A 24,090-nucleotide genomic window follows, 5' to 3' on the forward strand; every position below is an offset into this window, starting at 1 on the left:
GTGCTGTCACGCGAACGCCATCCTCGGGTGGCGGCGCGGGCAGCGAGCGGGCTGCGTGATGCGGGCAGGAAGGGCGGCGCAGTGCGGGCAGGCTGGACGGCGGGCGAGTCGGGGCGGCGCTTGCGGGGTTCCCCTTGAAACCTGCTTCCCCGCCCGGCTATGGGAGGGGCTCGGGCGCCGCTCGGGCCCCGAACGCCCCGCTTGCGGGAGGAGAACCACCGATCATGAAAGCGCGCGCAGCCGTGGCCCACAAGGCCGGCGAGAAGCTGACGGTCGAGGACGTCCAGGTGGAGGGCCCTCGCGAGGGCGAGGTCCTCATCGAGATCAAGGCAACGGGCGTCTGTCACACCGACGCTTACACGCTCTCAGGCAAGGATCCGGAGGGACTCTTCCCCGCGATCCTCGGCCATGAGGGCGCGGGCGTCGTCGTCGACGTCGGGCCGTCCGTGAAGAGCCTCAAGAAAGGCGATCACGTGATTCCCCTCTACACGCCCGAGTGCCGGCAGTGCTCTTATTGTACGAGCGGAAAAACCAACCTCTGCCAGGCCATCCGCGCCACGCAGGGGCGCGGGCTCATGCCGGACGGAACGAGCCGATTCTCGATCGGCAAGGAGCGGATTCACCATTACATGGGCACGTCGACCTTCTCGAGCTTCACCGTCCTGCCCGAGATCGCCGTCGCCAAGATCCGCGAGGACGCGCCGTTCGACAAGGTCTGTTATATCGGCTGCGGCGTGACGACGGGTATCGGCGCCGTCATCAACACCGCGCAGGTGAGGCCCGGCGACAACGTCGTGGTCTTCGGCCTCGGCGGCATCGGGCTGAACGTGATCCAGGGCGCCCGGATGGCCGGCGCCGACATCATCGTCGGCGTCGACATCAACCCGAAGCGCCGCGAGCTGGCCGAGAGGTTCGGCATGACCCACTTCGTCAACCCGAGCGAGGTGGCGGGGGATCTCGTGCCCTACCTCGTCGATCTGACCCGGGGCGGCGCCGATTTCAGCTTCGAGTGCATCGGCAACGTCAAGGTGATGCGCCAGGCGCTCGAGTGCTGCCACAAGGGCTGGGGGACGAGCATCATCATCGGCGTCGCGGGGGCAGGCGAGGAGATCGCCACGCGCCCCTTCCAGCTCGTCACCGGGCGCGTCTGGAAGGGCACCGCGTTCGGCGGCGCCAGGGGGCGCACCGACGTTCCCAAGATCGTCGACTGGTACATGGAGGGCAAGATCAAGATCGACGAGCTGATCACCCACACGATGCCGCTCGACGACATCAACCACTCCTTCGATCTCATGCACGAAGGCGAGTCGATCCGCAGCGTCGTGCTCTTCTCCTGAAGCGGCGCGGCGCTCGACGCCGGCCGCCTCGCGCGCGACCGCAGGGGCGGACGAGCGCGCCAGGCCGCTCGGCGCGCGGGCATGGCGCGCGCCGAGCGGGCGCGTGCGCCAGGCCTGCGCGCCATGCCCGCGCGACAGCCTGCTCTTCGGGGCGCATGTCGGTGCCGTGTCGGTGCCCTATCGGCGGCGACGGGTGCTGCAAAAATGCTGACCCATGTGACATCATTCGCCGCCATGGTCCATGTCACCTCCCTGGCGGGGCTGCCCGCCAACGCCCTCGCGGAGTCGAACGCGGCGATCGCGGCGTGCGATGCTGTCGTCCTCGTCGCGCCGTCGCCCATCGCGAAGTACGCGGGGGGGCTCGGGTCCGCCGTGGGCGCGGTGGTCGAGGCTGCGGCGCGCGTCGACTCCGCGCTCGAGGGCAAGAGTGCTCCGCTCGTCCTGCCGGCGCCGGGGGTGCCTGGCGGGCGCCTGGTGCTCGCGCCGATGGGGCCGCTCTCGGAGGACGTCGATGATGTCCGCTCCGTCGCGGAGGCCGCGGCGGCCGGCTTCGCGCGGGCGGTGGACGCGGGGGCGAGCCGGCCGCTGCTCGTCGTGCGCGCTCCGGTGGGCGCCGCGCCGCGGTTCGCGCGGGCCGTCGAGGTGGGCGCGCTCGCCGCGCTCGGGAGCCAGTGGACGCCGCTCGAGGCGCGGGAGGCGGAGATGGCCCCGCGCTCGGCCGAGTCGGTCGCGGTGCTCGGGCTGTCGGAGGCGCGCGCCCGCGAGATCGCGGCCATCGAGGTCGGCCGGGCGCTCTGCCGCGACATCACGGGCACCGAGCCGGAGCGGATGGCGCCCCGCCGCGTCGCCGAGATGTGTGAGGCGGCGTTCGCCAGGACGGGGGTGCTCGTCAAGATCGAGCGCAACGTCGATGACTATCCGCTCATCAGCGCGGTCTCGCGGGCGTCGCGGGTCGTCGAGCGGCACCGGCCGTGCGTCGTTCGGCTCGACTACAGGCCTCGCGGGGAGATCCGGCGAACGGTGCTGCTCGCGGGCAAGGGCGTCACCTACGACACGGGCGGCGTCGATCTGAAGACCGACGGGCACATGGCCGGGATGTCCCGGGACAAGGGCGGCGCCGGCGCGGTCGCCGGCCTCGTGCGCGCGGCCGCGGCGCTCGGCCTGGAGGGCGTGCGCATCGTCGGGCTCCTCGGGCTCGTGCGCAACAGCATCGGCGAGGAGTCCTATGTGAGCGACGAGATCATCCGCAGCCGCGCCGGCGTGCGCGTCCGGATCGGCAACACCGACGCCGAGGGCCGCCTCATCCTGGCTGACCTGCTCGCGCTCGGGCGGGAGCTCGCCATGAGCGGCGCGGCCGACCCCATCGTGTTCTCGGTCGCGACGCTGACCGGGCACGTCTACCGCGCCCACGGGCCTTATACCGGCGCGATCGGCAACTCCGCCGCGCGGCCGGAGCTCGACAGGCTCGACGTCCTCGCGGAGCGCTGGGGCGAGCCGATGGAGCGCGTCCGGCCGCGGCGCGAGGACTACGCGTTCGTGGCGCCCCGGTCGAGCGCCGAGGACGTCGTCTCCTCGAACCGCCTCGCCTCGGTGAACACGCCGCGCGGGCACCAGTTCCCCTTCGCGTTCCTCGACATCGCCTCGGGGCTCAAGGGCGGGGCGCTGCCGTTCATCCACCTCGACATCGGCGGCGTCGGGGTCGAGTCGGCGGACTGGCAGTTCGGCCGCCCGACAGGCATCCCCATTCCGAGTCTGACAGCTTATCTCTCTGGCGAATCCTGACCGATAGGAGCGGGAAGGAGGAGACAGGGGGCCTTCCGAGCTCTCGTGGAGAATCGGGAGGGAGGTCGTGTCGTCCGCGCTCGATGGGCCGGTGATCCGTTCTTGGTGGCCGAGGTGGGGCGGCCCGAGCGGATGTGTTGCGCGGTATCATCGGGGCGATGGGGGCGGCCGGCACGTCGCTGGCAAGCTGGGCCGTCATGCGGAGAACTCGCTCGACCACGACCAGCCATCGCGCACCGATCCCGCGCGCGCTCGCCGGGGGACTCGCCCTCGCGGCCACCGCGTGCAGCACGGGGGAACGGGGGATCAACCTGGATGTACCGCGCCTGCCGGCACAGCGCGACAGAGGCGATGTCCTGCCGGCTGTCACGAGCGACGGCGAGCAGGCCGAGCGCGCGCAGCCGGCGCCCGATACGACCGGGGTCACGAGCATGGCAGTCCCGATCGGAAGCACCGGATTTGCGCGTGGACGGTCGACGGTGGTCGTGAAGGGCTCGCTGGAGCGCGTGCGGGCCGCGGTGCTCTCGTTCGAGCGTTATCCGGAGTTCATGCCGCACTACAAGAAGTGCCGCCTGCTCGGGCGCACGCCCGCGGGCGGGTGGGATCTCTACATGGAGGTCTCGGCCCTTTCGGGCGCGGTCACGATGTGGGCGCGCATCGAGATCCAGAAGCCGGTCGTCGAGGATGGCGTCGAGACGTACTCGTCCCGCTTCATCTCCGGCAATGTGCAAGATCTCCAGGCCACCTGGCGGCTCGAGAAGAACGACGCCCAGGCGACGCGCCTGTCCCTCGAGGTGTTCCTCCGGCCGAAGCTGCCGCTTCCGAAGAGCCTCCTCAACGCGGAGAACCTGGACGGCTCGGCGCGCGCCGTCGCGGCCATCCGGGCGCGCGTCGAGCAGGCGCAGGACGGGAATCGCTGACGCGCGCGGAAGCGTGGCAGAGAGGCGGCGAGGCCGGCGTCACGAAAGCCGCTCGCTGGGCGGGCTCGCCCGTGGCCGGTGATCGCCGCCCCGCGGCGCGAGGCGCTCGCGGCCCTCAGGGCAGCCGGATGCTGAGGTTGGCTATCCCGTCCGGAGGGCCGTCGAGGGGAGGGGAGCCGAGCGTCCATTTGCGGACCGGCGTGCCCGGCGGCAGCCCGACGTAGTTGTGGCGGTGCCGGGACCCGTTGAGGTGCGCCCGGTTGCCGGTGAAGGCGCTGAGCCCCGCGGGATCCTCGTCCTGGATGCCATAAAGCGTGTTCCTCGACAGCGTGTTTCCCTCGACCAGCGCGCGCGCGCAGGCCCTCAGCCAGATCCCTTTGCCGTCGTTGTTCGCGGACTGGCAGCCGATGATCCTCGCGTCGCTCTGCCTCTCGAGCAGGAACCCCGCGCCCTTCTGCGGATCGCCGCGCGACGGACCGGCGTCGACGGGCGGGGCCGGCGGTTGCACGAACAGGGGTGCGCGGTGCACGGTGTTGCCGTCGGCGATGCAGTCGATGAACGCGTTGCCCTCGCCGCCCACGAGGCCGCCCTGCGGATCCGCGAGCGGCGTCGACGCGATGAACCCGGCCGCGAGCCCGTCGTCCTCGGCGGTCCCGCTCGCGTTCCTGTTCCCCACGGCCACGCAGCGCCTCAGCACGACGTGGCGGGTCGCGTGGAGCGCGAAGCCGCCGGCGGGCGCGTTCGCGCTCGCGCCGTGGTTGCCGAGCGCGCGGCACCCCTCGAGAAGCCCGCGGTACACCGCCCTGCCGATGCGAAAGCCGAGCGCGGAGAAGTCCTTGACCGCATCGGCGGAGGCGGCCGGGTTCGCGTTGTAGTTCCCGTCCGCCTCGCACTCGATCATCTCCAGGTTGCTCGTCGTCGAGATGTTGAACCCGCACGCGCGGTTCCCGGTGAGCGTGAAATTCCGGTTCGCCCTGCAGCGCAGGAATTTGTAGTTCTCTCCCCACGCGAAGAAGCCGGCCGGCTCTCCACCCGACGTGTTGTCGTGCGCCTCGCAGTCCTCCACGAGCACGTTGCGGCAGATGACGAAGTCGGCGCCGACGACGTTGAACTGCACGCCGCTCGGCTGGGCGCTCGTGTTCGCCGTGCGGTTGAACACGCACCCTTTGACCTGCACGTCGTCGCAGAACAGGACGAGCGCGCCCAGCGTCACGACGAAGTCGAGCCGGCTCGTGTTCTCCGAGCACACGCAGTTGATCATCCGGACGCCTTCGGCGAAGGCGACGCCGCCGGCCGCGTCCCGGGCGCCCATCACGAAGATCCCGCCGTTGCGGCACAGGAAGCCCGTGTCGATCACGCCGTCGCCGCCGCACCGCCGGACCGACAGATCGAGCAGATCCAGATGGCTGCACGCCCTGGCGGCGATCCCCACCCCCTGGATCCCGAGCACGCTGCCGTTCCTGATGACGAGCCGCGTCCTCCCCTCGGCGAACACGCCCACGTTCCCGGAGACGACCTCGCCCCGGCAAGGCCTCGCGCCCGGGTCGGGGGCGACGACGGGCGCCGGAGGGTCGATCTGCCGCAGCGTCCTGCCGCACAGGTCGAGCGTGACGTCGTCGCTCGCGATCGTGATGGCCCGCGCGTTCGCGTCTCGCGCCACCCAGTCGACGTCTTCCACGAGGGTGTACACGCCGGGCGCCGTGATGACGAAGGGGACGCGGCGCTCCGGGTCCGGTCCGCCGTTGATGTCCTGCGCCGTGATCGGCGTCGCGGGGAGGCGCGCGCTGGCGCCGGAGAGCTCGCTCATGGTCCTCGGGCGGGAGTCTACGCCGTTCAGCCCGCTCCGCGCCGCGCCGGCGAGCGCGCGCCTCACTGGATCGGCACCGCGCGCAGCGACTCGGCGAGCTTCGCGTAGAGCGAGCTCCGCGGGTCGTCGCGCCGGTAGATGAGCCGGAAATGATCGCGCGCGAGGGGCGCGGACGGCAGGAGCCGCTTCAGCTTGCCGCCGCGGAGCTCGGCGGCGACCATGTGGCGCGGCAGCACGGCGACGCCCTCGCCGGCGAGCACCAGCGCCTTGATGGCGGCGCCGAGCCCCACCCAGCGGTGCCGCGCGAACGCGAAGCAGCCGGCGCCGCCCGCCTGATCCGCGAGGTACCGGAACAGCGGCATGGTCGGGTCGATGTCGAGCAGGCAGTGCCGCGACGCGTGCTCCGGGCGGGCGAACGCCTCGCGCCGGAGCAGCCTGGGGGAGGCGACGAACGCGTAGCGCTCCTCGTGCAGCGTCTCCGCCGCCAGGGTCGTGGCGCTCCAGCGCGCGCTGGTGACGACGCAATCGACGCTGCGGTCGTAGAGGCGCCTCAGCAGGTCGTCGGAGGCGCCGAAATAGAGGTGGAGCGTCAGCTCGGGGCGCCGCCGCGTCAGCGCGCCGAGCTGGGGGACGATCCACGACATCCCGAGCTCGAACCGCGTGCCGAGCGTCAGCTCGACCGGAGCGGGCGCGGGGCCCATCGCGCTGCGGAGGCAGTCCTCGGCGAGCGCCAGGCACTGGCGGGCGCGCGGCAGCAAGGCGAGCCCGCGCGGCGTCAGCTGCACCCGGCGCGTGGTGCGCTCGAACAGCGGAGCGCCGACCTGCTCCTCGATCTGCCGGATGCGCTGGCCGAACGCGGCGGGGCTGAGCGCGACGGCGCGCGCCGCGGTCCGGAAGTTCAGCGTCCGCGCCGCGGCCTCGAAGCAGGCGAGGTTCTCCAAGGAAGGGAGCAGCATCGCGGTATCGTATCGTTTTGCGAAACAATCCCGGCCGCATAATACGGGATCGCGCCGGCCACGGCGCGTGGTCCACCTCGCGCCGCGGCCGGCGCGCGCGATCTGGAGGGCGGCTCGGGTCGTCCGGACCCCGGGGCGCTACCGAGGATCCTCGACGGGCGCGGTCTCGAGCGGGACGGTGCCGCCGTTCGCGATCCACTTGAAGCCGTCGACGAGCGCGGTCGAGTCGCGCATTTCGTCGCCGGTGTCGAAGATCATGAACCGCAGCTTGAGCTCCTCGCCGCCGGTCACCGGGGCCCGCGTGCGCAGCCAGCCGGTCGCGCCGGCATCGTCCCAGAGCCCGAAGCCGGTGCCCTCGAGCTCGTCCGTCCCGAGCGGGCACTCCTCGCAGACATCGAAGAAGCTGAGTTTGACGCCGACGGGGTTGCCAAGGCTATCGAACGAGAGGTTGCCGTTGAGCGACCCTGGCGGGGCGGGCGTCGCCAGTGCGACGAACTGGTCGTTGAAGCAGTCTTCTACGGTGAACTCGGGATATTCGAAGGTGTAGAACTTGAACGCGAACTCGTAGCCTGTCGCGTTCGTCGGCGTGCGGAGGACGAGCTCGAGGGCGATGTCGTCGTGGATGTTTGCCGAGGGAGGGCACCCGGGGGCGCCTTGCGGGAAGCCGGGCGGCGCCACGCCCAGCCCGTAGTTCGTGCAGCTATACGTGTTGCACGCGCCCGGCCACCCGGCGATCCGGGCGCGACCCGAGGACAGGACGAGCAGGCGGGTCCCGCCCTGCGGGTGCACGTTGGGGCCGAAGGAATCGAGCACGCCCACCGCGGGCGAGGGCTCCGCGGGCGAGCCGTCGCCGCGCACGTACTGCGCGCTCAGCACGCCCCACTTCCTGTCTCCGGGCGACGCCCTGGCGCAGAGGTCGATCGCGTGGGCCCCGTGGATGGCGTCGAAGTCGGCAGGAGCGATGTTCCTGTCGCAGGCCTGCGGCGCGTTGTCGATCACGCCATCGCAGTCCTCGTCGGCCGGCTCGGGCACCGCGCCGCTCTGGTCGGGCTCCGTGATCACGACCTCGACGGCGCCTGGGTTGACGTTCGTGTCGCCGTCGTTGCAGTCGCCGTCCTCGATGGTGAACCCGTCGCCGTCCTCGTCGGGAGACGGGCCCTCCTCCGCCGGCGTGCCGCCGCCGAAATCAGCCCACGAGCCCGTCGACTCCACCCGTCCGCCGCTGCCCGTCTCCGCCGTCGTGGCGCTGCTCGCGCCCCCGCCGCCGACCTCGCCAGGCGCCTGCTGGTCGCGCGCCGTCGCGGAGCACGCGCCCGAGGCCCAGAGCGCCGCCCCGACGCTCGCGCAGAGACCCAAGTAGACGAAGCGCCCGCCTCTCATGGTGCATCCACCTCGATGGTTGGTCCGGACCGCCGGAGCGCCGCGTCCCCGGCGGCCCACGGCAACATGCGAGCACATCACGGCCTGGGCTCGCTGTCTTCTGTTCGCTGCCGCGGCGGCGCGGGGTCGTCGGGCGGCGCGCCTCGCTCTGGTTCCCCTCGCTTCAGGAGCCGCGCGGCCCACAGCGAGAGCGCGAGCAACCCGACGGCCAGCGCGCCCCCGATCGGCGCGCGGTGCCGCTCGGTGAACGGAAGGTCGCGCGCGACCGGGGCGGCGCCGAGCTCCGGGTTCGCCGCCGCGGCGCCGAGCCTCGCGGCGGGGGGACGCTCGCGCACGGTGGGGTCGAGCAGGTCGGCCAGATCGTAGCTCGGGCGCTTGCCGAGCGCGTCGCCGATGTAGAGCCAGTGCGGCCCCGGCCGCGCGGCGCGGAACACGATCTCGCGCGCCCGCACCTCGCCTTGCGCGCCCGAGAGGGAGAGCGGCGCCGAGTCGCCGTCGTGGATCGTGAGCCGGAGGAAGCGCTTCCGGGTGGGGCTCAGCGGGATCCGCGTCGACTCGAGCGAGGGCCCTGACGCACCGCGCGGACGGATGCGATGGATCATGCCGCTCCCCACGGCCGGCCAGACCGCGCGGTACGTGGTCGAGGCGACGTCGACGCGGCGGCTGAACTCCGGCGTGGCGACGTCGAGGAGGACGGCCTCCAGCGGCGCGCCGTCGGCGCCGGCGTCGAGCGTGACGAGCGTCGTCTTCGCCTCGCTGTCCCGCTGCGTCTCGACGATCGCGAGCGGCGGCAGCGCGGGGGACTCGGTGGGGGCCTGCGGCTCGCACGAGACGGCGCCGCCCGTGATCCGGACGTCCGCGGCCGCGTCGCGCGCCGGGGCGCCCTCGGGGACAAGGCGGATCCGGACCAGGGCGGCGCGCGAGAGGGGATAGCGGACCGACAGGTGCTCGACCGTCTCCGAGCCCTGGGGGATGCGGTAGACGTGGGCGCCGCGCGCGACCTCGCTGAGCGCCCTCGGATCCGCGCCGGTCTCGACCCGCGCTTCGCGGAGGAAGCTGCCGCCGGTGACGCTGAGCTCGACGCGGCAGTGGCGCGTGCCGGGCGCGTCGAGCGCCCAGGTCGCGTGCGCCACGCCGGCGGCGTCGACCCCCGGATCGAGCATCGTGGCCGCGATCCGCCCGGACGCGTGCGCGGCGCCCGGCTCGCGGATCACGTAGGGCACCTCGGCGCCGTCGGGGCCTGCGATGCGGACGTCGGCGAGCAGCTCTTCCGCGCGGCTCTCGCGGTAGAGGTCGAGATCGACGTCGACGCGGTGGTCGCCGGCGGCGTCCACGCCCTCGATGGGCCGGACGAGCGGGTGCCTCTCGGTCGGGAGCGCCGCGGCGGTCTGCGCCTCGGCGGGCCGCGCGAGGCTCATCGCCGCGAGCAGCGCGAGCGGCCCGGCCGCGCCCCGCGATCCGGCGCGCAGGAGCGTCACGAGGCGCCGGCCGAACCGCGCGTAGAGGAACCCTCCGCCGACGAGCAGCGCCCCGACGCCCGTGAAGAGGGCGATCTGGTAGATGCGCTCGACGTGCCAGACGTCCCAGGTCACGAGCTTCGCGATGGTGACGGCGAACAGGGAGAGCCCGGCGTAGCGATGGAAGGCGTCGCGCGCCGCGAACCCCGCGGTGAGCAGCGCGATCGCCGCGAGGGCGAGCACGAGCGTGGTCGCCATCGCGAGGCTGCCTTGCTGGCCCTCGAGGGCGGCCCGGTGCTGCACGGTGAGCTCGGCGAACTCGGCCGCGTCGAGCGGGGCAGGGGGGGCGGCGGGGAGCGCGGTGATCGCGCTCCGCACCTCGAGGACGACGGTCGTGATGAGCAGCGCATACCCTGCGCCCAGCGCCGCCACCGCGGCGCCGCGCAGCTCGCCGCGCGCGGCGTCCGGGGGGCGGGCGAACGCCGCGCGCGACAGCAGCCGCCCCGCGGCGAGCAGGGCGGCGCTCACGCCCGCGAACGCATAGGTCCTCGCGTTGAGCAGGACGGGGACCGCCATGGTCCCGTCGCGGCCGTGCGTGGCGAACCAGGTCGTCACGAGCGCCTCGACCTCGGCCCGATCGACGACGAGCGCCCGCCCGAGGGTGGCGGCGAAGAGCAGCAAGGTGACGGCGAGCCAGGCGCGCTCGCCGGTGCGCGCCGCGATCGCGGCCGCCACGGCCGCGAGGATGCTCCAGACCACGGTGACCGTCGCGCCGCCGAGCCCGAACGCGACGGCCGCGGCGAACAGGGCGAGCGCCTGTCCGAGGAGCAGGGCGACGCGATCGGCGGGGGGCGCGGCGCCTTCGCGGGTCACGCCGGCGCGGAGGAGCGCGGCGCCGAGCGAAAGGTCCAGGGCGCCGGCACCCGCGGTGAGCAGCGCGCGGAGCGTCGGCGTGTCCTCCGGCGTGGCGCCGAGCGCGGCCGCGACGAACCCGAGCGTCGCCACGCACGCGGCGAGCGCGTCGGACCACGAGAGCGCCGGCGCGCCGGGCTCGCGCGCGCGCCGCGCCGAGGCGCCCGCGGCGCCGAGGAACACCAGCATGACGAGCGCCGATGCGCCGAGGAAACTTGCGTTGAGGGCGTTGACGGCGCTCACGGCGTCGACGGCATCGGCCGCCGCCGAGGCGCCCCCGTCCGCCGGCGCGATCGCGAAATGCGCCGCCGCCGCGAGCGCGCCTGCCGAGACGATCGCCGCGGCGAGGAGCAGGGCGGGGAGCGCGGCGCGCGCGGCCGTCCACGCCGCGAGGGCGGCCGCGCCCGCGAGCGCGAGCGCGAAGAGCGCCGCATCGGCCTCGATCAGCAGCATGCCCGCGGTGCAGGCGAACAGCGCCGCGCCGGCGGAGCACGCGACGGCGGTCTTCCGATCGAGCTGGCCCGCGAGCCCGGCGCCGCGGAGCCACCCCGCGAGGTAGACGAGCGTCCAGGCCGCGACGAGCGCGACGAGCGTCGTCCGGTGCGCGGCAGGCGCGTCCGCGAACGTCGCGGCGAAGGCGAGGAAGGCGGCGCCCATCGGCGCCAGCAGCCACGCTCCCTCCTCCGGCGGGCGCAGGGCGACCAGCGCCGCGAGCGCGAGCGCGATGGCGGCGGCCGTGAGCGCGCGCGGCGCGTCGAAGAGCAGCGCGGCCGCGCCCGCGTGGGCGAGCACGAGGGCGGCGATGCTGGTCGCCGTGGCGTCCGCGCGCGCCGCGACGCGGAGGACGCCGGTCGCTGCCCCGCCGGTTGGCGCGGCGCTTCGATCCGGGCTCGAGGCGGGCGCGCGGCGCAGCCACAGCGCGCGCAGGATGCCCTGCGCCGCGGCGAGCGCGACGAACGCGAGGGGCGCCGCGCGCGCGGCGAGCGGGAAGTAGGGCCCCGGGAGCGCCTGCGCGGGCGAGTCGAGCCAGGGCGCCGCGTCCGGGTCTCCGCCGGCCGGGGCGGCGCTGGCGTCGAAGTGCGTGGCGTACCAGCCCCAGAACAGCGCCGTGTGGCCTGCGATCGCGAGCCACGGCGCGACGCGGAAGCCGAGCCTCGCCGCGACGGCGTGGGCGACGCTCGTCATGAGCAGGAGGTAGCCGAACAGGACGAGCGGCCGGTCCTGCCCCGTCGACAGCACGACGGGGTTGAGGAAGCCGGCGACGAGGCTGAGGATCAGGATGGCCTCGCCGCGGTGGCGGAGCGCGAGGCCGGCGCCGAGCAGGAGGAGCGCCGTGTCCGCCGCGAAGGCCGCGGGGATCGGGACGAGCTCGTACAGCGCGGCGCTCGCCCACACCGACGCGATCAGGACCGAGAGGCCGAGGCCGATGAGCGTGTGGACGAAGCGACGCTGCGCGCGCCCGCGGAGCACCTCGGCGATCGCGAGGAGCGCGGCGCCGGTCGCGGCGCCGATCGCGACGCGCCCGAACGGCCCGATCCAGGCGTTGTCCGAGGCGTACTTGAAGAAGAAGAGCGCGCCGAGCAAGAAGGTGGTCGCGCCTGCGCGGGTGAGCCAGGTGAGGCCGAGCCGCTCCTCGATGGAGGGCCGCTCCGGGACCTCGCGGTGCGCGGCCGAGCCGGCGCCGGGCGCGCTGGCGTCGAGCGTCGCCGCGGGGCGAGGCGCGCGAGGCACCGGAAAAGCAGCGGGATCCGGGAACGCGACAGAGGGGGGCGCCGCGGCCGCCGCGGCGGCGAACGCCGTGGACGCGACCCCCGGGGGCGCGGGGGCGGTCGGATGCGCGATCTCGGGCGGCGCGCCGGCGGTGGCCATGTCGAGCGCGGGCGGCGCGCCGGCGGCGGCCATGTCGAGCGCGGGCGGCGCGCCGGCGGTGGCCATGTCGAGCGCGGGCGGCGCGCCTGCGCCCTCGGCGTCGAGCGCGGGTGGCGCCGCCGCTGCGGGCGGGAGCGCGCCCTGGGCAATCCGCTCTTGCTCCAGGCCGTGTGTGCTTCGCGGGCTCTCCGCCGCTGCGCTGAGCGCTGCTCGGCCGCGCCGCCCGGAGAGCTCGGCCACCCGGTGCTCCAGCGCGTGGATCCGAAGCAGCAGGTCCTCGTTGCGCCGGTTGGCCCGGACGGCGAACACGAAGGCGACGAGCGGGGCAACCAGGAGATAGGCGACGAGCGCGAGCCCGAAGAAGACGACGATTCCTGCCCCCATGCATGCTTCGTAGCATGGGGTGCGCGTCGCAGGCGCCGCCCGTCCGCGCGACGATGCCTGTGCTGTTCACGCTGCTCGCGCCGACGGGCCCATCGGAAGGGGAGGACCTTTCGGCGCGCGCTGGGATTCGGGTAAGGTGCATCCGCATGAGGAACACACGCCTGCCTGATCGCCGCGCGCCGGGCGCCTGCTATCTTCCCCGTGTTCCCGGACGGCGGCGTTGCTCGGGGGGGGAGCGCGGCCATTCGGGAACAGTTCTTCTGTCCTCTCGACCTTCTGCGGCGGAGACCTCGCGATGGTGAAGCACCCGACCGTCTCTGCATGGCAGCGGGACCACGAGGAAGGTGGTTATACGGCCGAGTTGCACGGCTGGACCTTGCGGGTCCGCTGGATACCCGAGCGCCCGGGTGAGATCCGCGGCTTCGTGTGGGAGGCCGTCGATCCCTCGGGGAACAAGGTCACCTCGCGCGAGATCCACGAGGAGATCGAGGTGGCGATGGCGTACGCCGAGGAGCGCGCGGCCCCCGATCCGGAGAAGCGCGAGGGGAAGACCGTCGATTGAGCCGCGCGCCGCGCGGCGGCGCCGGGCTCAGCCCGCCTTGTCTGCGGGCGCCGCCTTGCGGCTCCGCCTGGCGCCGTAGTTCCGGATCACGATCTCCCCCACGCGGCCTCTGGCGTCGCTCTTCGCGTTGATGCTCCGGAGCGCCGCGACGCGGTCGATCTTGAACCGCTTGTAGAGCGGCGGGATCTCCGGAACATCGGAGTTCGAGAGCATCACCTGGACGCCTCGCCCGTCGAGCTCCGCGAAGAGGGCGGCGAGGCGCTCCTGGTCGCGGAAGCCGAAGCCGCGCGCGCTGTAGGACGTGAAGTTCGCGGTCGACGAGACCGGCGAGTACGGCGGGTCCAGGTACACGAAGTCGCCTTCCTGGGCGTGGTCGAGCACGCGCTCGAAGTCGCGGACCTCGAGCTCGACGCCCTGCAGCGCCGCCGAGCAGGCCCGCAGCTGAGGCGGGTTGCAGATGGCCGGCTTGACGTAGCGGCCGAAAGGCACGTTGAAGCGGCCGGCGCTGTTGACCCGGTAGAGCCCGTTGAACCCCGTCTTGTTCAGGAAGATGGTCCGCGCGGCGCGCTCGGGCAGCGTGAGCGAGGCGGGATCGACGTCGCGAACCTTGTAGTAGTGCGCCTCCTCGTAGGCGTGCCTGCCCAGCGCGGCGATCACCTCGTCGACCCGATCGCGCACCGCCCGGTAGCAGTCGATGAGCTCGGCGTTGACGTCCGTCAGCGTCGCGCGCTTCGGCTGCAGGCAGAAGAAGAGCGCGGCCCCCCCCATGAAGGGCTCGAAGTAGCGCCCGTAGGACGCGGGGAGCAGCGGCTGGAACTGTCGGAGCAGCTGGCCCTTGCCGCCCGCCCATTTGAGGAACGGGCGTGGCGTCACGGGCGCGTCGTCGTCGGGGTCGGTGACAAGGGCGGTGGTCATCGCGCAATACTGGACGCCAACCTACCAGGGCGCGCGATCGTCCTCAACCGCCGAAGGCACCGCGAGCGAGCACGCTCGTCGGACGCGTCCGACGCGCCTCGCCGGTCCGCCCCCGACGCGCGGGCGCCCGGGGCCATGGGTCTCTCCAGGCTAGGTCGTTCTATGTCCATGCCGCGGCCCCGTCGGGCGGCGATGTGCCTTGAGGTCGACAGTCGATATGGGTCTGATTCATCAGTAATTCCGAATGCTTGTAAGCATGCATGAGCGTGCGTGTCCGGGCTGGAGCGCTGCCCGGATCATGGCATGTCGCCGCTTGCGCGATCGCCGAGCAGGGATAAGTTGAAGTCTCGACACGCGGGCTGGACAGCCGCTGGTGGAGCGGAGTTCTCCCGCATTCGCGCACCGCCGCGTCAGGCCATCTCGCCGGTGGACCTGCCCGGCGCGGCAGGGGCTCGCTCGGGCGCTGGGCGCGGGCGTCCCGCGCCGGGTGGCCGCTCCTCGAGGGGCCGCCATGCGTGGAAGCCGCCGTTGCTTCTCGACAGGAGGGATGCCGCCATGATGCTTGCCTTCGACCTCGATCGCGACGACGCCCCGCAGCAGCGCGGCCCCGGTCCTGCGGACGGACCGGGTTGTTTCGGTGAAGCCGCGGACTACCGTGCTCAGCGGATCCTGTACGCCGCCCGCGACTGGATCGGCGAGCAGGACGGCATCACCACCGACGGTCGCTCGCTGATCCTGCTGCACGCCCAGCGGACGCCGCCGGAGCGGCGCGAGGCGCTCGTGCGCTGCTTCGAGCGCGTGATCCTGCACGCCCCCCGGCCGGAGCTCACCGCGCTCTCGGCGTCGCTGCGCCAGGCGGGGCTCTCCGTGGACGAGGACCTCTCGGTGATGGGCGCCCCGGCCGGCGAGGTGCGCGCCGCCGTGCAGGGGCTCGGCCGGTTTCGCACATTCCCGCCGGGCCTGCGCCTGTCCAGGGTGTCGCCGGACGACGACGAGGCGTCGATCCGCGCGATCCAGGAGCTTCAGGCCGAGAGCGGCCACGCGCCGCTCCCGGGGTGGACCCTGCGCGGCGGCGAGGGGCGCTCCTTGACGCTCGCGCTGCGCGACGGCGCGGGGGCGCTGATCGGCTGCGCCACCCTGTGTGTCATGACGCGGCCACAGCCTGCCGAGATCGGCGGGCGCGAGGCGCTCGCGCAGCTCGGGCTGCTGGGCGCCCCGCCGCTCTGGATCTCCGACGTGGGCGAGGCGCCCTCGTGGACGGCCATGCCGATCTGCACCTCGCTGCGCGAGGACCACCGCGGGCGGGGGCTCGGGGCCCCCCTGCAGGCGGCGGCGCTCCGGGAAGGGCACGATCGCTTCGGGATCCGGTGGTTCTACGCGCTCGTCAGGGCCGGCGACGAGATCGCCAAGCGCATGAACGCGCGTTGCGGGCTCGCCCCGCACCGCGCCGAAGGGTTCCTCGTCGCGTCGGCGGTGCCCCCCGAGAAGCCCCGGCGGCCGGCGGACGGGCGCCGCGGCTCAGGCTGACAGCACGGGCGCGAGGAGAAAGCGCCGCCGTCCTAGCCGAGGCGCCATGGGGCCGGCGCCTCGCCCGCGAGGCGCCGGCGGATCGTGTCGAGCGCGCGCTCGAAATAGCCGTCGCGCGCGACAACGAACTCATCGAGCCGCACGTCGCGCGGCTCGACCTTCACGGCGCCCGCGGCGTCCGGCGGCCGCCGAGCGAGGCCGCTCGCGCGGGGCGCCTCGCCTCGGACGAGGCGCAGCGCCGCGCCGAGCGGGAGCGACAGCAGCGCTGTCACCTCGCGCGGATCGGGACGCAGCTCCTCGAGCGCGCGGCGGGTCGTCGCGAGCAGCACGTCCTGCAGCTCGCGATCGACGATGCCCGGCGCGTGATCGTCCTGGCTGCGGCGCGTGCCGAGCCGGACAACGTCGCGCGGCGAGAGCGGCAGGCCGATCTCCTCCTCCGCCTCGCGCAGCGCCCCCGCGAGATCCTCTCCGGCGCGGTAGTGCCCCGACACGGCGACCTCGAGCGCGCCGGGCCAGGTGTCCTTGTCGGGGCTGCGCTGCTGGAAGAGCACCCACGGCTCCGCGGCGCTCCGGCCGCCGTCCGGCTCCAGGCCATCGGGCCCCCGCTCGAGGAGCACCCACACGTGAACGCTCCGGTGCCAGTCGCCGTCGCGGTGAACGAGCCTGCGCGCCTTGCGCACGCCGAGCGGCCGGCCTCCGTCATCGAGGAGGTCAAAAAGCTCCTCTTCGTCCTGCGCCGCCATGCGCCACAGGGTAGCGCAACGTGAACGGAGCAGGACGTCTTCGCTGTGCTGCGTGCTCGCGCACGTCGGATGACGCTGCGCTTCGCGTCGTGCTCGACGCACGACATCAGACGGAAGCAGCAGGAAACGAGGCGAGGAGGGTGAAGTGGCGATCCCAGCGGGAATCGAACCCGCGTTACCGGCGTGAGAGGCCGATGTCCTAACCGCTAGACGATGGGACCTTGTTCTGTGGAGAAGACCGACAGCAGAGCTGAGCGGCCTGGCTGGGGGACAAGGATTCGAACCTTGATAGCAAGAGCCAGAATCTTGCGTCCTGCCGTTAGACGATCCCCCAAGGGGTCAGCGCCGTGTTCATCAGCGCCACGGGCCGCGGAATCTACTTGGGCTGCCTGGATTGTCAAGCGATCAAAATCGGACCCGCCGAAGAAAAATGCCCGCCGCCAAAAATCGCCCCTATTTCGCGTGTTTCGAGCGCTTCGCGGGTGGAGCGAGGCCTCCCCCCTGCTCAACCCCTCGTCGCTCAACCCGCTCCGCCCTCGTTGCATGCCGTCCGTTGACGTCGCTCGTCGCCCGTCGCGCTGCCATCGGTCGCGCTCTCGCCACGATCCGTCCAGGCTGTCTTCCCGCTTGTCGGAGGGGGGCTCGTCCCTGAGGAGGCTCCACGATGTCGCGACCGCGCCTCGCCGTCGCTTCTCCAGACATCTCGGCTTCGCCGTTCGGGACTCTCGGTCCCGGAAAAGTCGCGGCTCCCTGCTGCGTGCCCTTGACGCGCCGGGTGACTGATTTACTTTCGGCCGCGGTTTAGCCACCGGCCTAGGAGAGTGCCAAGACACTGCGATGTCGGGCACTTAGCTCTTGTCGCGCGGGCGGAACGCCCCAGCGGGGGGGCGAACGGGACCTCCGGCGAGCCGATGGTCAGTCAACAAGCCGAGGACGAGGGAGCCAGCATGAAAATCAGGCCGCTGCAGGATCGGATTGTCGTCAAGCGCGTCGAGAGCGAGACGAAGACCAAGGGGGGCATCATCATCCCCGACGCCGCGAAGGAGAAGCCGATCGAGGGGCGCGTCGTCGCGGTGGGCAACGGCAAGGTCCTGAAGGACGGCAAGGTTCGCCCGCTCGATGTGAAGGTCGGGGACAAGGTGCTGTTCGGCAAGTACAGCGGCACCGAGGTGAAGCTCGACGGCGAGGAGCACGTGCTCATCCGCGAGGACGACGTGCTCGCCGTGACCGAGTCCGCCTCCTGAACCAGGTCCGAGGCAACCGAACGCAAGCGTTAGTACACGCGGCCGCGCGGCCGCGAGGGGATTGAGAGATGGCTGCGAAGCAGATCGTTTTTAGCCGCGGCGCCCGCGCCGCGATCCTCAAGGGCGTGAACACGCTCGCCGATGCGGTCAAGGTGACCCTCGGGCCGAAGGGGCGGAACGTCGTCATCGAGAAGAGCTGGGGCTCCCCGGTCGTGACGAAGGACGGCGTCACGGTCGCCAAGGAGGTCGAGCTCGCCGGCAAGCTCGAGAACATGGGCGCCCAGATGGTGCGCGAGGTCGCCTCGAAGACCAGCGACAAGGCCGGCGACGGCACGACGACGGCGACGGTGCTGGCGCAGGCGATCTTCGGCGAGGGCCTCAAGCTCGTCGAGGCCGGCCACAACCCGATGGATCTGAAGCGCGGCATCGACGCGGCGGTCGCGAAGGTCATCGAGGCCGTGCAGAAGGCCGCCAAGCCGACCAAGGACAAGGACCAGATCGCCCAGGTCGCCACGGTCAGCGCCAACGGCGACAAGGAGATCGGCCAGATCCTCGCCGACGCCATGGAGAAGGTCGGCAAGGAGGGCGTGATCACGGTCGAGGAGAACAAGCGCATGACGACGGAGCTCGAGACCGTCGACGGCATGCAGTTCGACCGCGGCTACCTCTCGCCCTACTTCGTGACCGACCCCGAGAAGATGACCGCGGTGCTCACGAACCCGCTCATCCTCGTGCACGAGAAGAAGATCTCGGCCATGGCCGACCTCCTGCCGCTGCTCGAGCAGGTGGTGAAGCAGGGGCGCGAGCTGCTCATCCTCTCCGAGGACGTCGAGGGGGAGGCGCTCGCCACGCTCGTCGTGAACAAGCTGCGCGGCACGATCAAGGTCGCCGCCGTGAAGGCGCCCGGCTTCGGTGATCGCCGCAAGGACATGCTGAAGGACATCGCCATCCTCACGGGCGCGACGCCCTTCATGGAGGACCTCGGCCAGAAGCTCGAGAGCGCCACGGTGCGCGACCTCGGGACGGCCAAGCGGGTCGAGATCGACAAGGACAACACGGTCATCGTCGACGGCCAGGGCGACAAGACGGCCATCAAGGGCCGCATCGAGGCGATCCGCAAGCAGATCGCGGACACGACGAGCGACTACGATCGCGAGAAGCTCCAGGAGCGGCTCGCGAAGCTCGCCGGCGGCGTCGCGGTGGTGAAGGTCGGCGCGGCGACCGAGACCGAGATGAAGGAGAAGAAGGCGCGCGTCGAGGACGCCCTGCACGCGACCCGCGCGGCCGTCGAGGAAGGCATCGTGGTCGGCGGCGGCGTGGCGCTCTTCCGGGCGGCCGCCTCGCTCGAGTCGCTCAAGTTCAACGACGAGCGCGACGTCGGCGTGCGGCTCGTGCGCCGCGCCGTGGAGGCGCCGCTCCGCCAGATCGCCCAGAACGCGGGGGTCGACGGGACGGTGGTCGCGGAGAAGGTCCGGTCGGGCGCGCCGACGTTCGGCTACAACGCCGCGACCGACTCGTACGAGGACCTGCTCGCCGGCGGCGTCATCGATCCGGCCAAGGTCGTGCGGCACGCCATCTCCAACGCGGCCAGCGTCGCCGCGCTGATGCTCACGACCGAGGCCCTCGTCGCCGAGAAGCCCAAGAAGGAGAAGGCCGCGGCCGGCGGGGCTCCCGGTGGCATGGGCGGCATGGGCGGCATGGGGGGTATGGGCGGCATGGGCGGCATGGGCGGCATGGGCGACTTCGACATGGGTTGATCGCCTGTCCGCGCCGCTCTCGGGCTGCCGCCGCCTCCGCGCGGCGCCGGCCCGCCGAGCGCGCTGCCCCGACGAAGCGGGCCGAGGGGTCCTCCAAAGCATGCTGGCTTGGGGGGCCCCTCGCGTTTTTGTGAGCGGCAGCGCTCTTGCCCGGGTTTTTGACCCGCGGTCACGTGGGGCGCTAGACTCCCGGGCAATGTCGGAGTCGTCGTTCGCCCGCTATGGCCGCGAGTACGTGCCGGGCGACGTGCTCTTTCGTGAGGGGGACTCCGGCGGCGTCATGTTCGTCATCCAGTCGGGCGCCGTGCGGATCACGAAGTCGGTCGCCGGCGAGGACAAGGTGCTCGCGGTGCTCGGGCCCGGCGAGTTCGTCGGCGAGATGGCGATCTTGAACGGCAAGCCCCGGAACGCGACGGCCACCGTGAGCGAGCCGTCCCGCTGCCTCGTGATCGACGCGCGGAAGCTGGAGGTCATGCTGCAGCGCGACGTCGAGATAGCGCTCCGTCTCCTCAAGAAGCTGGCGAAGCGGCTCGACGCGGCGAACTCGCTCGTCGAGATCCTCATGCACCGTGACCCGAAGGCGCGCGTGATGCTGGCGCTCGCGCGCCACGCCGAGGCCTTCGGGGAGGAGACGCCCGAAGGCATCCGCGTCCGCTCCTCTCCCGAGGACATCGCGCGTGAGGTCGACGTCGAGCAAGAGACGGTGGACGAGGTGATGAAGCGGCTCCGCCGGCTGAAGCTCCTCTCGTACGGGCCGCCCGCACCCGCGGCGATCATGGTGACCGACATGCGCAGGTTCCGGGATTTCATCGAGTTCCTGGACATGCCGCAGAAGTTCGGCGGAGAGAGCTGAACCAGTGGAGCTGCGTGTCATCGGCTGCCACGGCGGGGAGACCCCCAGGCATCGCACGTGCGCGTTCGTCGTGGACGACATCCTCGCGATCGACGCCGGCTCGCTGACCAGCGGGCTCGAGGTGAAGGACCAGGCGCGGCTCGAGGCGTGCCTGGTGAGCCACGCGCACCTCGATCACATCCGCGACCTGGCCACGATCGCGGACAACCGCTGCCAGCTCGGGTGCCCGCCGCTCGTGATCGCGGGCACGCGCGAGACGCTGCGCACGCTCAAGAAGCACTTCTTCAACAACGTGCTCTGGCCCGATTTCGCGGTGATCCCGAGCGCCGGGCAGCCGACCATCCAGTACCTCGAGCTCAAGCCGGAGCGCCCCACGCCGGTCGCCGGGCGGCTCGTGCGCGCGGTCCACGTGACGCACACGATCGACGCGTCGGCGTTCGTGATCGAAGGGGACGGCGGCGCGATCGCGTACAGCGGCGACACGGGGCCCACGGAGCGGCTGTGGGAGGTGCTGAACCAGCAGCAGGACCTCCGCGCGCTGCTGATGGAGGTCAGCTTCCCCAACCGGGAGCAGCGCCTCGCCACGGTGAGCGGCCACCACACGCCGCAGACGCTCGCCCTCGAGCTCCAGAAGTTCCGCGCGCCGCGGGATCTGCCGACGATGCTCTACCACATCAAGCCGGTCTTCCAGGCCGAGGTGGAGCGCGAGTGCGCCGCGCTGAAGGGGCTGAACCTGGAGGTCCTTCAGCTCATGGATCACTTCGTCCTGTAGGCGACGCGTCGCCGACGCATCGGGGCGGGGTCCGGGGCGTCGTGCGCGCGGGGGGATGGTGACGCTGCGCTCGACGGGATCGTGGCGTCGAGCTGCCCGGCCCGAGGGGAGCGCTCGCTGCACCGGGCGAGAGCGAACCGCGCAGGAGGTGAGGCCTGCGCGGCGTCAGGGTCGGGAGCTCGCGCGCGGCCGCAGAGCGGCGCGGCGCCGCGGGCTAGCGGCTTTCCTGGGTGGGCTCGTCGTTGAAGGGGCGCTTGCCGTCGGGCACCTCTTCGACGCGGGCGAGGACGACCGTGATGTTGTCGGTGCCGCCGAAGTAGTTCGCCCGATCGATGAGCGCCTTGCACGCAGCGTCCAGCGAGCCGCTGGACATCACGAGCTCGAGGATCTGATCGTCGCTCACCAGCCCGGACAGGCCGTCCGAGCAGAGGAGGTACACGTCACCGTGCCGCGTCTCGTCCGTCACGAGATCGACGAGGACGTCCTCGCGGATGCCGAGCGCGCGCGTGATGACGTTGGCGGGCAGCTGCCTGACCTCCTCCTCGGTCATCCAGGGCGCCATGTGCGCCGCGTCGCTGACGAGCGAGTGGTCACGGGTGAGCTGCGTGATCTGGCTGTCGCGCAGGCGATAGCAGCGGCTGTCCCCGACGTGACCCACCGTCACGTGCTCGGCGTCCTTGGAGAACATCGCCGCCACGATCGTCGTGCCCATGCCGAAGTCGGCGAGCGTCTTCAGCGAGCGATCGAAGATGCGCCGGTTCGCCAGCCTGAGGCCGGTGACGACGTAGTTCTCCTCCTCGGTCAGGTTCGGATCGGCTGGGAAGGGCCAGGTGGCGTCCCTCCCGACCGTCACGGACAAGAAGTCCGAGAGGGTGCTCACGGCAAGCTGGCTCGCAACGTCGCCCGAGCGGTGTCCGCCCATTCCATCCGCCACGGCCACGACACGGTACTCCTCGCTGACGAGGAGGTTGTCCTCATTGTGGTCCCGGAGGAGCCCGGTATCCGTCATCCCGGCAAACCGGGTCCGCAACATGGGCAGAGAGTAGACGCGGAGCAGGGGGGCAGCGCAAGTTCAAGGCGAGGGCAAAGCTGAAATCCTGGGCTGGATCTCCCACAGCGGCCGCTCCATGGCCGCTGGAAGCGGCCGGCGGCAGGGGTAAAGGACCCTTCCGGAGGCGCTCGCTCGCCGGAAGCACTTTGCTCTTGAAAGATGGGGGAGGACGTGGGGCTCCCCGCCGCGCGGCGCGCGCCGAGGCGACGGGCGCTCGAGCTCAGAGCCAGCTCTCGCCGATCGCGATCCCCGCCGAGGCCGCGATCGTCTCGGCGGCGCGCACGCCGCACGCGTGCGCCTCCTCGAAGAGCGCCATCCCCGGCTGATCGACGTGGGCCCAGGCGACGCGCTCGGACAGCGCGCAGCGCGGCTCGAACGGCCGCGGGCCGAGGAAGCCTGGGCGCGGGCGCGGCATCGCGTGCCCCCAGATCATGACGTCCATCCGCTCGACGTCGTCGCGCAGGTGCGGGTGCGCCGGCGCGAGATCGCGCAGCACGCCGTCGGCGAGCGACGCCCACGGCGCGCGGAGCAGCGCCGCGCGCGCGGCGGCGACGTCCGGCCCGCCGAAGGCGCGGTAGTAGGTCAGCACGGTGCGCTGCACCGGCATCTCGAGGCGCGATCGCTGCGTCGTCGCCGCCGCGAGATCGGTGAGCTGGTGGCGCGCGTCGACGTAGCCGAGCCCCTCCGCGCCGTAGAGGACGGAATCCCACGCGTGGTTGGGATCGATGGGCCGCTCGACGTGCAGGTTCGCCACGAGCCACGCCGACGCGACCCGCTCCGGCAGCTCGCCCGCCGCGCTCCCCGCGAAGATCCGGCGCACGACGAACGCCGGCGCCGCGAGGATCGCCGCGCGGGCCTCGACGCGGCGCGCCTCGCCGCGCTGCACGTCGACGTAGTCGATCTCGACGTGGCCGCTCGGCTGCGGGCGCACCGACGTGACGAGCGCGCCGAGCGACACGCGCGGCGCCGCGCGCTCGATCAGCGCCTTCACGAGCCGGCCGTTGCCCTCGGGCCAGACGAGGTAGCGGCTGCCCGCGAGCTCGGGCGCGCGCGCCTTGCGCCCCGCGAAGTAGTGCAGCCCCGCCCAGGCCGAGATCTCCTCGGGCTCGCCGCCGAAGTCGTCGAGCATCGCGTAGCGCACGTACCAGCGCACGAACGGCGTGCGGTACCCCTCGCGATCGAGCCACGCCGCCATGCTCATCCGGTCGAGCCGGAGCAGCTCGGGGTCGCGGGAGGAGCGATCGAGCGGGATCTGGAACGCCGGGCGCCCGTCGCTGCCGGTGAGCTCCGTGAGCTCCTCCTCGAGCGCGTGGAACCTCTCGAGCTCGTCCAGCGCCTCGCTCGAGAGCGCGTCGACCGGCGCGAGGCCGGTGTGCCACGCGCCCTCGTAGAACAGCCGCTCGCCCGGCGCGTGGCACAGCCGCCGCGGATCGAACACGGGGCGCCCCGCCGCGTCCCACCCGGTGACGACGCCCATCTGCTCGAGCAGCCGCAGCGTCGCGCGCGCCTCGACGTTCGGCGCGGCGAGGTAGTGCGCGCCCCACGGGTACGGCACGACGCCGTCGTCGCCCCACGCGCTCGTGCCGCCCGGCCTCGGCTCGAGCTCGAGGACGCGCAGATCGAGCCCGGCGCCGGCGAGCCGCCACGCGGCCGACATCCCGCTCACCCCGCCGCCGACGATCACGACGTCCGCGCGCTCGGCGGGGCCGCTCGCCGCGGGCAGCGGGCCGCCGCGGAGCAGGTGGCCCGCGCCGTGGGCCGCGCCGACGATCTCGCCGGCGAGCGGCGCGCGCCCCGGCGAGGCCGCGTGCACGACCCAGCCCGCGGCCACGGAGCTCAGGAAGCCGCGGCGGTTCACCGGC

17 protein-coding genes and 2 tRNA genes are annotated in these 24,090 nt (G+C 72.6%); 9 read left to right on the forward strand and 10 right to left on the reverse strand.

What is annotated here, in order from left to right; translation table 11 throughout:
* Positions 1 to 224 precede the first annotated feature (224 nt).
* The 3 genes from WMF34_RS14455 (at position 225) to WMF34_RS14465 (ending at position 4,039) form a co-directional block, all read left to right on the forward strand.
* Positions 225 to 1,337: an S-(hydroxymethyl)glutathione dehydrogenase/class III alcohol dehydrogenase gene (locus WMF34_RS14455; protein ID WP_012235401.1), complete on the forward strand. Its 1,113-nt coding sequence runs from the start codon at positions 225 to 227 to the stop codon at positions 1,335 to 1,337.
* 216 nt (positions 1,338 to 1,553) lie between these two features.
* A complete protein-coding gene (locus tag WMF34_RS14460) occupies positions 1,554 to 3,119 on the forward strand; it encodes an aminopeptidase (protein WP_437993645.1) in 1,566 nt (521 codons plus the stop codon).
* A gap of 197 nt (positions 3,120 to 3,316) precedes the next feature.
* Positions 3,317 to 4,039, forward strand: a complete 723-nt coding sequence (locus WMF34_RS14465; protein WP_437993646.1) for a type II toxin-antitoxin system RatA family toxin — start codon at positions 3,317 to 3,319, stop codon at positions 4,037 to 4,039.
* Positions 4,040 to 4,154: 115 nt separating this feature from the next.
* Here the strand turns inward: WMF34_RS14465 and WMF34_RS14470 are convergent, their stop codons facing one another.
* The 4 genes from WMF34_RS14470 to WMF34_RS14485 all read right to left on the reverse strand — a co-directional run bounded on the left by WMF34_RS14470 (position 4,155) and on the right by WMF34_RS14485 (position 12,804).
* On the reverse strand, positions 4,155 to 5,846 hold the full coding sequence (locus WMF34_RS14470) for a right-handed parallel beta-helix repeat-containing protein (protein ID WP_437993647.1): 1,692 nt from the start codon (positions 5,844 to 5,846) through the stop codon (positions 4,155 to 4,157).
* A 62-nt stretch (positions 5,847 to 5,908) separates the two neighbouring features.
* Positions 5,909 to 6,802 (reverse strand): LysR family transcriptional regulator, encoded by an 894-nt coding sequence (locus tag WMF34_RS14475; protein ID WP_437993648.1) that lies wholly within the window; start codon positions 6,800 to 6,802, stop codon positions 5,909 to 5,911.
* 138 nt (positions 6,803 to 6,940) lie between these two features.
* The gene (locus WMF34_RS14480) at positions 6,941 to 8,182 is read right to left on the reverse strand and encodes a putative metal-binding motif-containing protein (RefSeq protein WP_437993649.1); all 1,242 of its coding nucleotides are present in this window, start codon (positions 8,180 to 8,182) and stop codon (positions 6,941 to 6,943) included.
* Between the two features lie 77 nt (positions 8,183 to 8,259).
* Positions 8,260 to 12,804 carry a DUF2339 domain-containing protein gene (locus WMF34_RS14485; RefSeq protein WP_437993650.1) on the reverse strand — a complete coding sequence of 1,515 codons (4,545 nt, stop codon included), beginning with the start codon at positions 12,802 to 12,804 and terminating at the stop codon, positions 8,260 to 8,262.
* Positions 12,805 to 13,099: 295 nt separating this feature from the next.
* Between WMF34_RS14485 and WMF34_RS14490 the strand changes: the two genes are divergently transcribed.
* Entirely contained in the window at positions 13,100 to 13,366 is a 267-nt protein-coding gene (locus tag WMF34_RS14490; RefSeq protein WP_437993651.1) for a hypothetical protein, read from the forward strand.
* A gap of 27 nt (positions 13,367 to 13,393) precedes the next feature.
* Here the strand turns inward: WMF34_RS14490 and WMF34_RS14495 are convergent, their stop codons facing one another.
* Positions 13,394 to 14,281 (reverse strand): DNA adenine methylase, encoded by an 888-nt coding sequence (locus WMF34_RS14495; protein WP_012235409.1) that lies wholly within the window; start codon positions 14,279 to 14,281, stop codon positions 13,394 to 13,396.
* A 555-nt stretch (positions 14,282 to 14,836) separates the two neighbouring features.
* Between WMF34_RS14495 and WMF34_RS14500 the strand changes: the two genes are divergently transcribed.
* Entirely contained in the window at positions 14,837 to 15,808 is a 972-nt protein-coding gene (locus WMF34_RS14500) for a hypothetical protein (protein WP_437993652.1), read from the forward strand.
* A gap of 32 nt (positions 15,809 to 15,840) precedes the next feature.
* On the opposite strand, the gene WMF34_RS14505 is transcribed toward WMF34_RS14500, so the two are convergent.
* The 3 genes from WMF34_RS14505 to WMF34_RS14515 all read right to left on the reverse strand — a co-directional run bounded on the left by WMF34_RS14505 (position 15,841) and on the right by WMF34_RS14515 (position 16,885).
* The gene (locus WMF34_RS14505; protein WP_437993653.1) at positions 15,841 to 16,551 is read right to left on the reverse strand and encodes an NUDIX hydrolase; all 711 of its coding nucleotides are present in this window, start codon (positions 16,549 to 16,551) and stop codon (positions 15,841 to 15,843) included.
* Positions 16,552 to 16,697: 146 nt separating this feature from the next.
* Positions 16,698 to 16,772 (reverse strand) — tRNA-Glu (locus tag WMF34_RS14510).
* Positions 16,773 to 16,811: 39 nt separating this feature from the next.
* Positions 16,812 to 16,885, reverse strand: a tRNA-Gln gene (locus WMF34_RS14515).
* A 613-nt stretch (positions 16,886 to 17,498) separates the two neighbouring features.
* Between WMF34_RS14515 and groES the strand changes: the two genes are divergently transcribed.
* The 4 genes from groES to WMF34_RS14535 all read left to right on the forward strand — a co-directional run bounded on the left by groES (position 17,499) and on the right by WMF34_RS14535 (position 21,177).
* Positions 17,499 to 17,795: a co-chaperone GroES gene (gene groES / locus WMF34_RS14520; RefSeq protein WP_012235412.1), complete on the forward strand. Its 297-nt coding sequence runs from the start codon at positions 17,499 to 17,501 to the stop codon at positions 17,793 to 17,795.
* A 68-nt stretch (positions 17,796 to 17,863) separates the two neighbouring features.
* Positions 17,864 to 19,552, forward strand: coding sequence for a chaperonin GroEL (groL, locus tag WMF34_RS14525; protein ID WP_012235413.1), 1,689 nt, complete (start codon positions 17,864 to 17,866; stop codon positions 19,550 to 19,552).
* A 196-nt stretch (positions 19,553 to 19,748) separates the two neighbouring features.
* Positions 19,749 to 20,405, forward strand: a complete 657-nt coding sequence (locus WMF34_RS14530; protein ID WP_044964875.1) for a Crp/Fnr family transcriptional regulator — start codon at positions 19,749 to 19,751, stop codon at positions 20,403 to 20,405.
* A 4-nt stretch (positions 20,406 to 20,409) separates the two neighbouring features.
* Complete coding sequence (locus tag WMF34_RS14535; RefSeq protein WP_012235415.1) at positions 20,410 to 21,177, forward strand: MBL fold metallo-hydrolase; 768 nt, start codon at positions 20,410 to 20,412, stop codon at positions 21,175 to 21,177.
* A 214-nt stretch (positions 21,178 to 21,391) separates the two neighbouring features.
* Here the strand turns inward: WMF34_RS14535 and WMF34_RS14540 are convergent, their stop codons facing one another.
* Both WMF34_RS14540 and WMF34_RS14545 read right to left on the reverse strand, forming a co-directional pair.
* On the reverse strand, positions 21,392 to 22,210 hold the full coding sequence (locus WMF34_RS14540) for a PP2C family protein-serine/threonine phosphatase (RefSeq protein ID WP_012235416.1): 819 nt from the start codon (positions 22,208 to 22,210) through the stop codon (positions 21,392 to 21,394).
* 238 nt (positions 22,211 to 22,448) lie between these two features.
* Positions 22,449 to 24,086, reverse strand: a complete 1,638-nt coding sequence (locus WMF34_RS14545; protein WP_437993654.1) for an FAD-dependent oxidoreductase — start codon at positions 24,084 to 24,086, stop codon at positions 22,449 to 22,451.
* Positions 24,087 to 24,090: the final 4 nt, after the last annotated feature.

The organism is Sorangium sp. So ce145, assembly GCF_051525985.1.
GTDB classification, from domain to species: Bacteria; Myxococcota_A; Polyangia; order Polyangiales; family Polyangiaceae; genus Sorangium; species Sorangium cellulosum_B.

Excerpts from the sequence above, each read along its gene's own strand:
- WMF34_RS14465 (WP_437993646.1), top strand. The coding sequence starts at position 3,317 with ATGCGGAGAACTCGCTCGACCACGACCAGCCATCGCGCACCGATCCCG.
- WMF34_RS14490 (WP_437993651.1), top strand. The coding sequence starts at position 13,100 with ATGGTGAAGCACCCGACCGTCTCTGCATGGCAGCGGGACCACGAGGAA.
- WMF34_RS14470 (WP_437993647.1), bottom strand. The coding sequence starts at position 5,846 with ATGAGCGAGCTCTCCGGCGCCAGCGCGCGCCTCCCCGCGACGCCGATC.
- WMF34_RS14540 (WP_012235416.1), bottom strand. The coding sequence starts at position 22,210 with ATGTTGCGGACCCGGTTTGCCGGGATGACGGATACCGGGCTCCTCCGG.
- WMF34_RS14480 (WP_437993649.1), bottom strand. The coding sequence starts at position 8,182 with ATGAGAGGCGGGCGCTTCGTCTACTTGGGTCTCTGCGCGAGCGTCGGG.
- WMF34_RS14485 (WP_437993650.1), bottom strand. The coding sequence starts at position 12,804 with ATGGGGGCAGGAATCGTCGTCTTCTTCGGGCTCGCGCTCGTCGCCTAT.
- WMF34_RS14505 (WP_437993653.1), bottom strand. The coding sequence starts at position 16,551 with ATGGCGGCGCAGGACGAAGAGGAGCTTTTTGACCTCCTCGATGACGGA.
- WMF34_RS14500 (WP_437993652.1), top strand. The coding sequence starts at position 14,837 with ATGATGCTTGCCTTCGACCTCGATCGCGACGACGCCCCGCAGCAGCGC.
- WMF34_RS14530 (WP_044964875.1), top strand. The coding sequence starts at position 19,749 with ATGTCGGAGTCGTCGTTCGCCCGCTATGGCCGCGAGTACGTGCCGGGC.
- WMF34_RS14455 (WP_012235401.1), top strand. The coding sequence starts at position 225 with ATGAAAGCGCGCGCAGCCGTGGCCCACAAGGCCGGCGAGAAGCTGACG.
- groES (WP_012235412.1), top strand. The coding sequence starts at position 17,499 with ATGAAAATCAGGCCGCTGCAGGATCGGATTGTCGTCAAGCGCGTCGAG.
- WMF34_RS14475 (WP_437993648.1), bottom strand. The coding sequence starts at position 6,802 with ATGCTGCTCCCTTCCTTGGAGAACCTCGCCTGCTTCGAGGCCGCGGCG.
- groL (WP_012235413.1), top strand. The coding sequence starts at position 17,864 with ATGGCTGCGAAGCAGATCGTTTTTAGCCGCGGCGCCCGCGCCGCGATC.
- WMF34_RS14495 (WP_012235409.1), bottom strand. The coding sequence starts at position 14,281 with ATGACCACCGCCCTTGTCACCGACCCCGACGACGACGCGCCCGTGACG.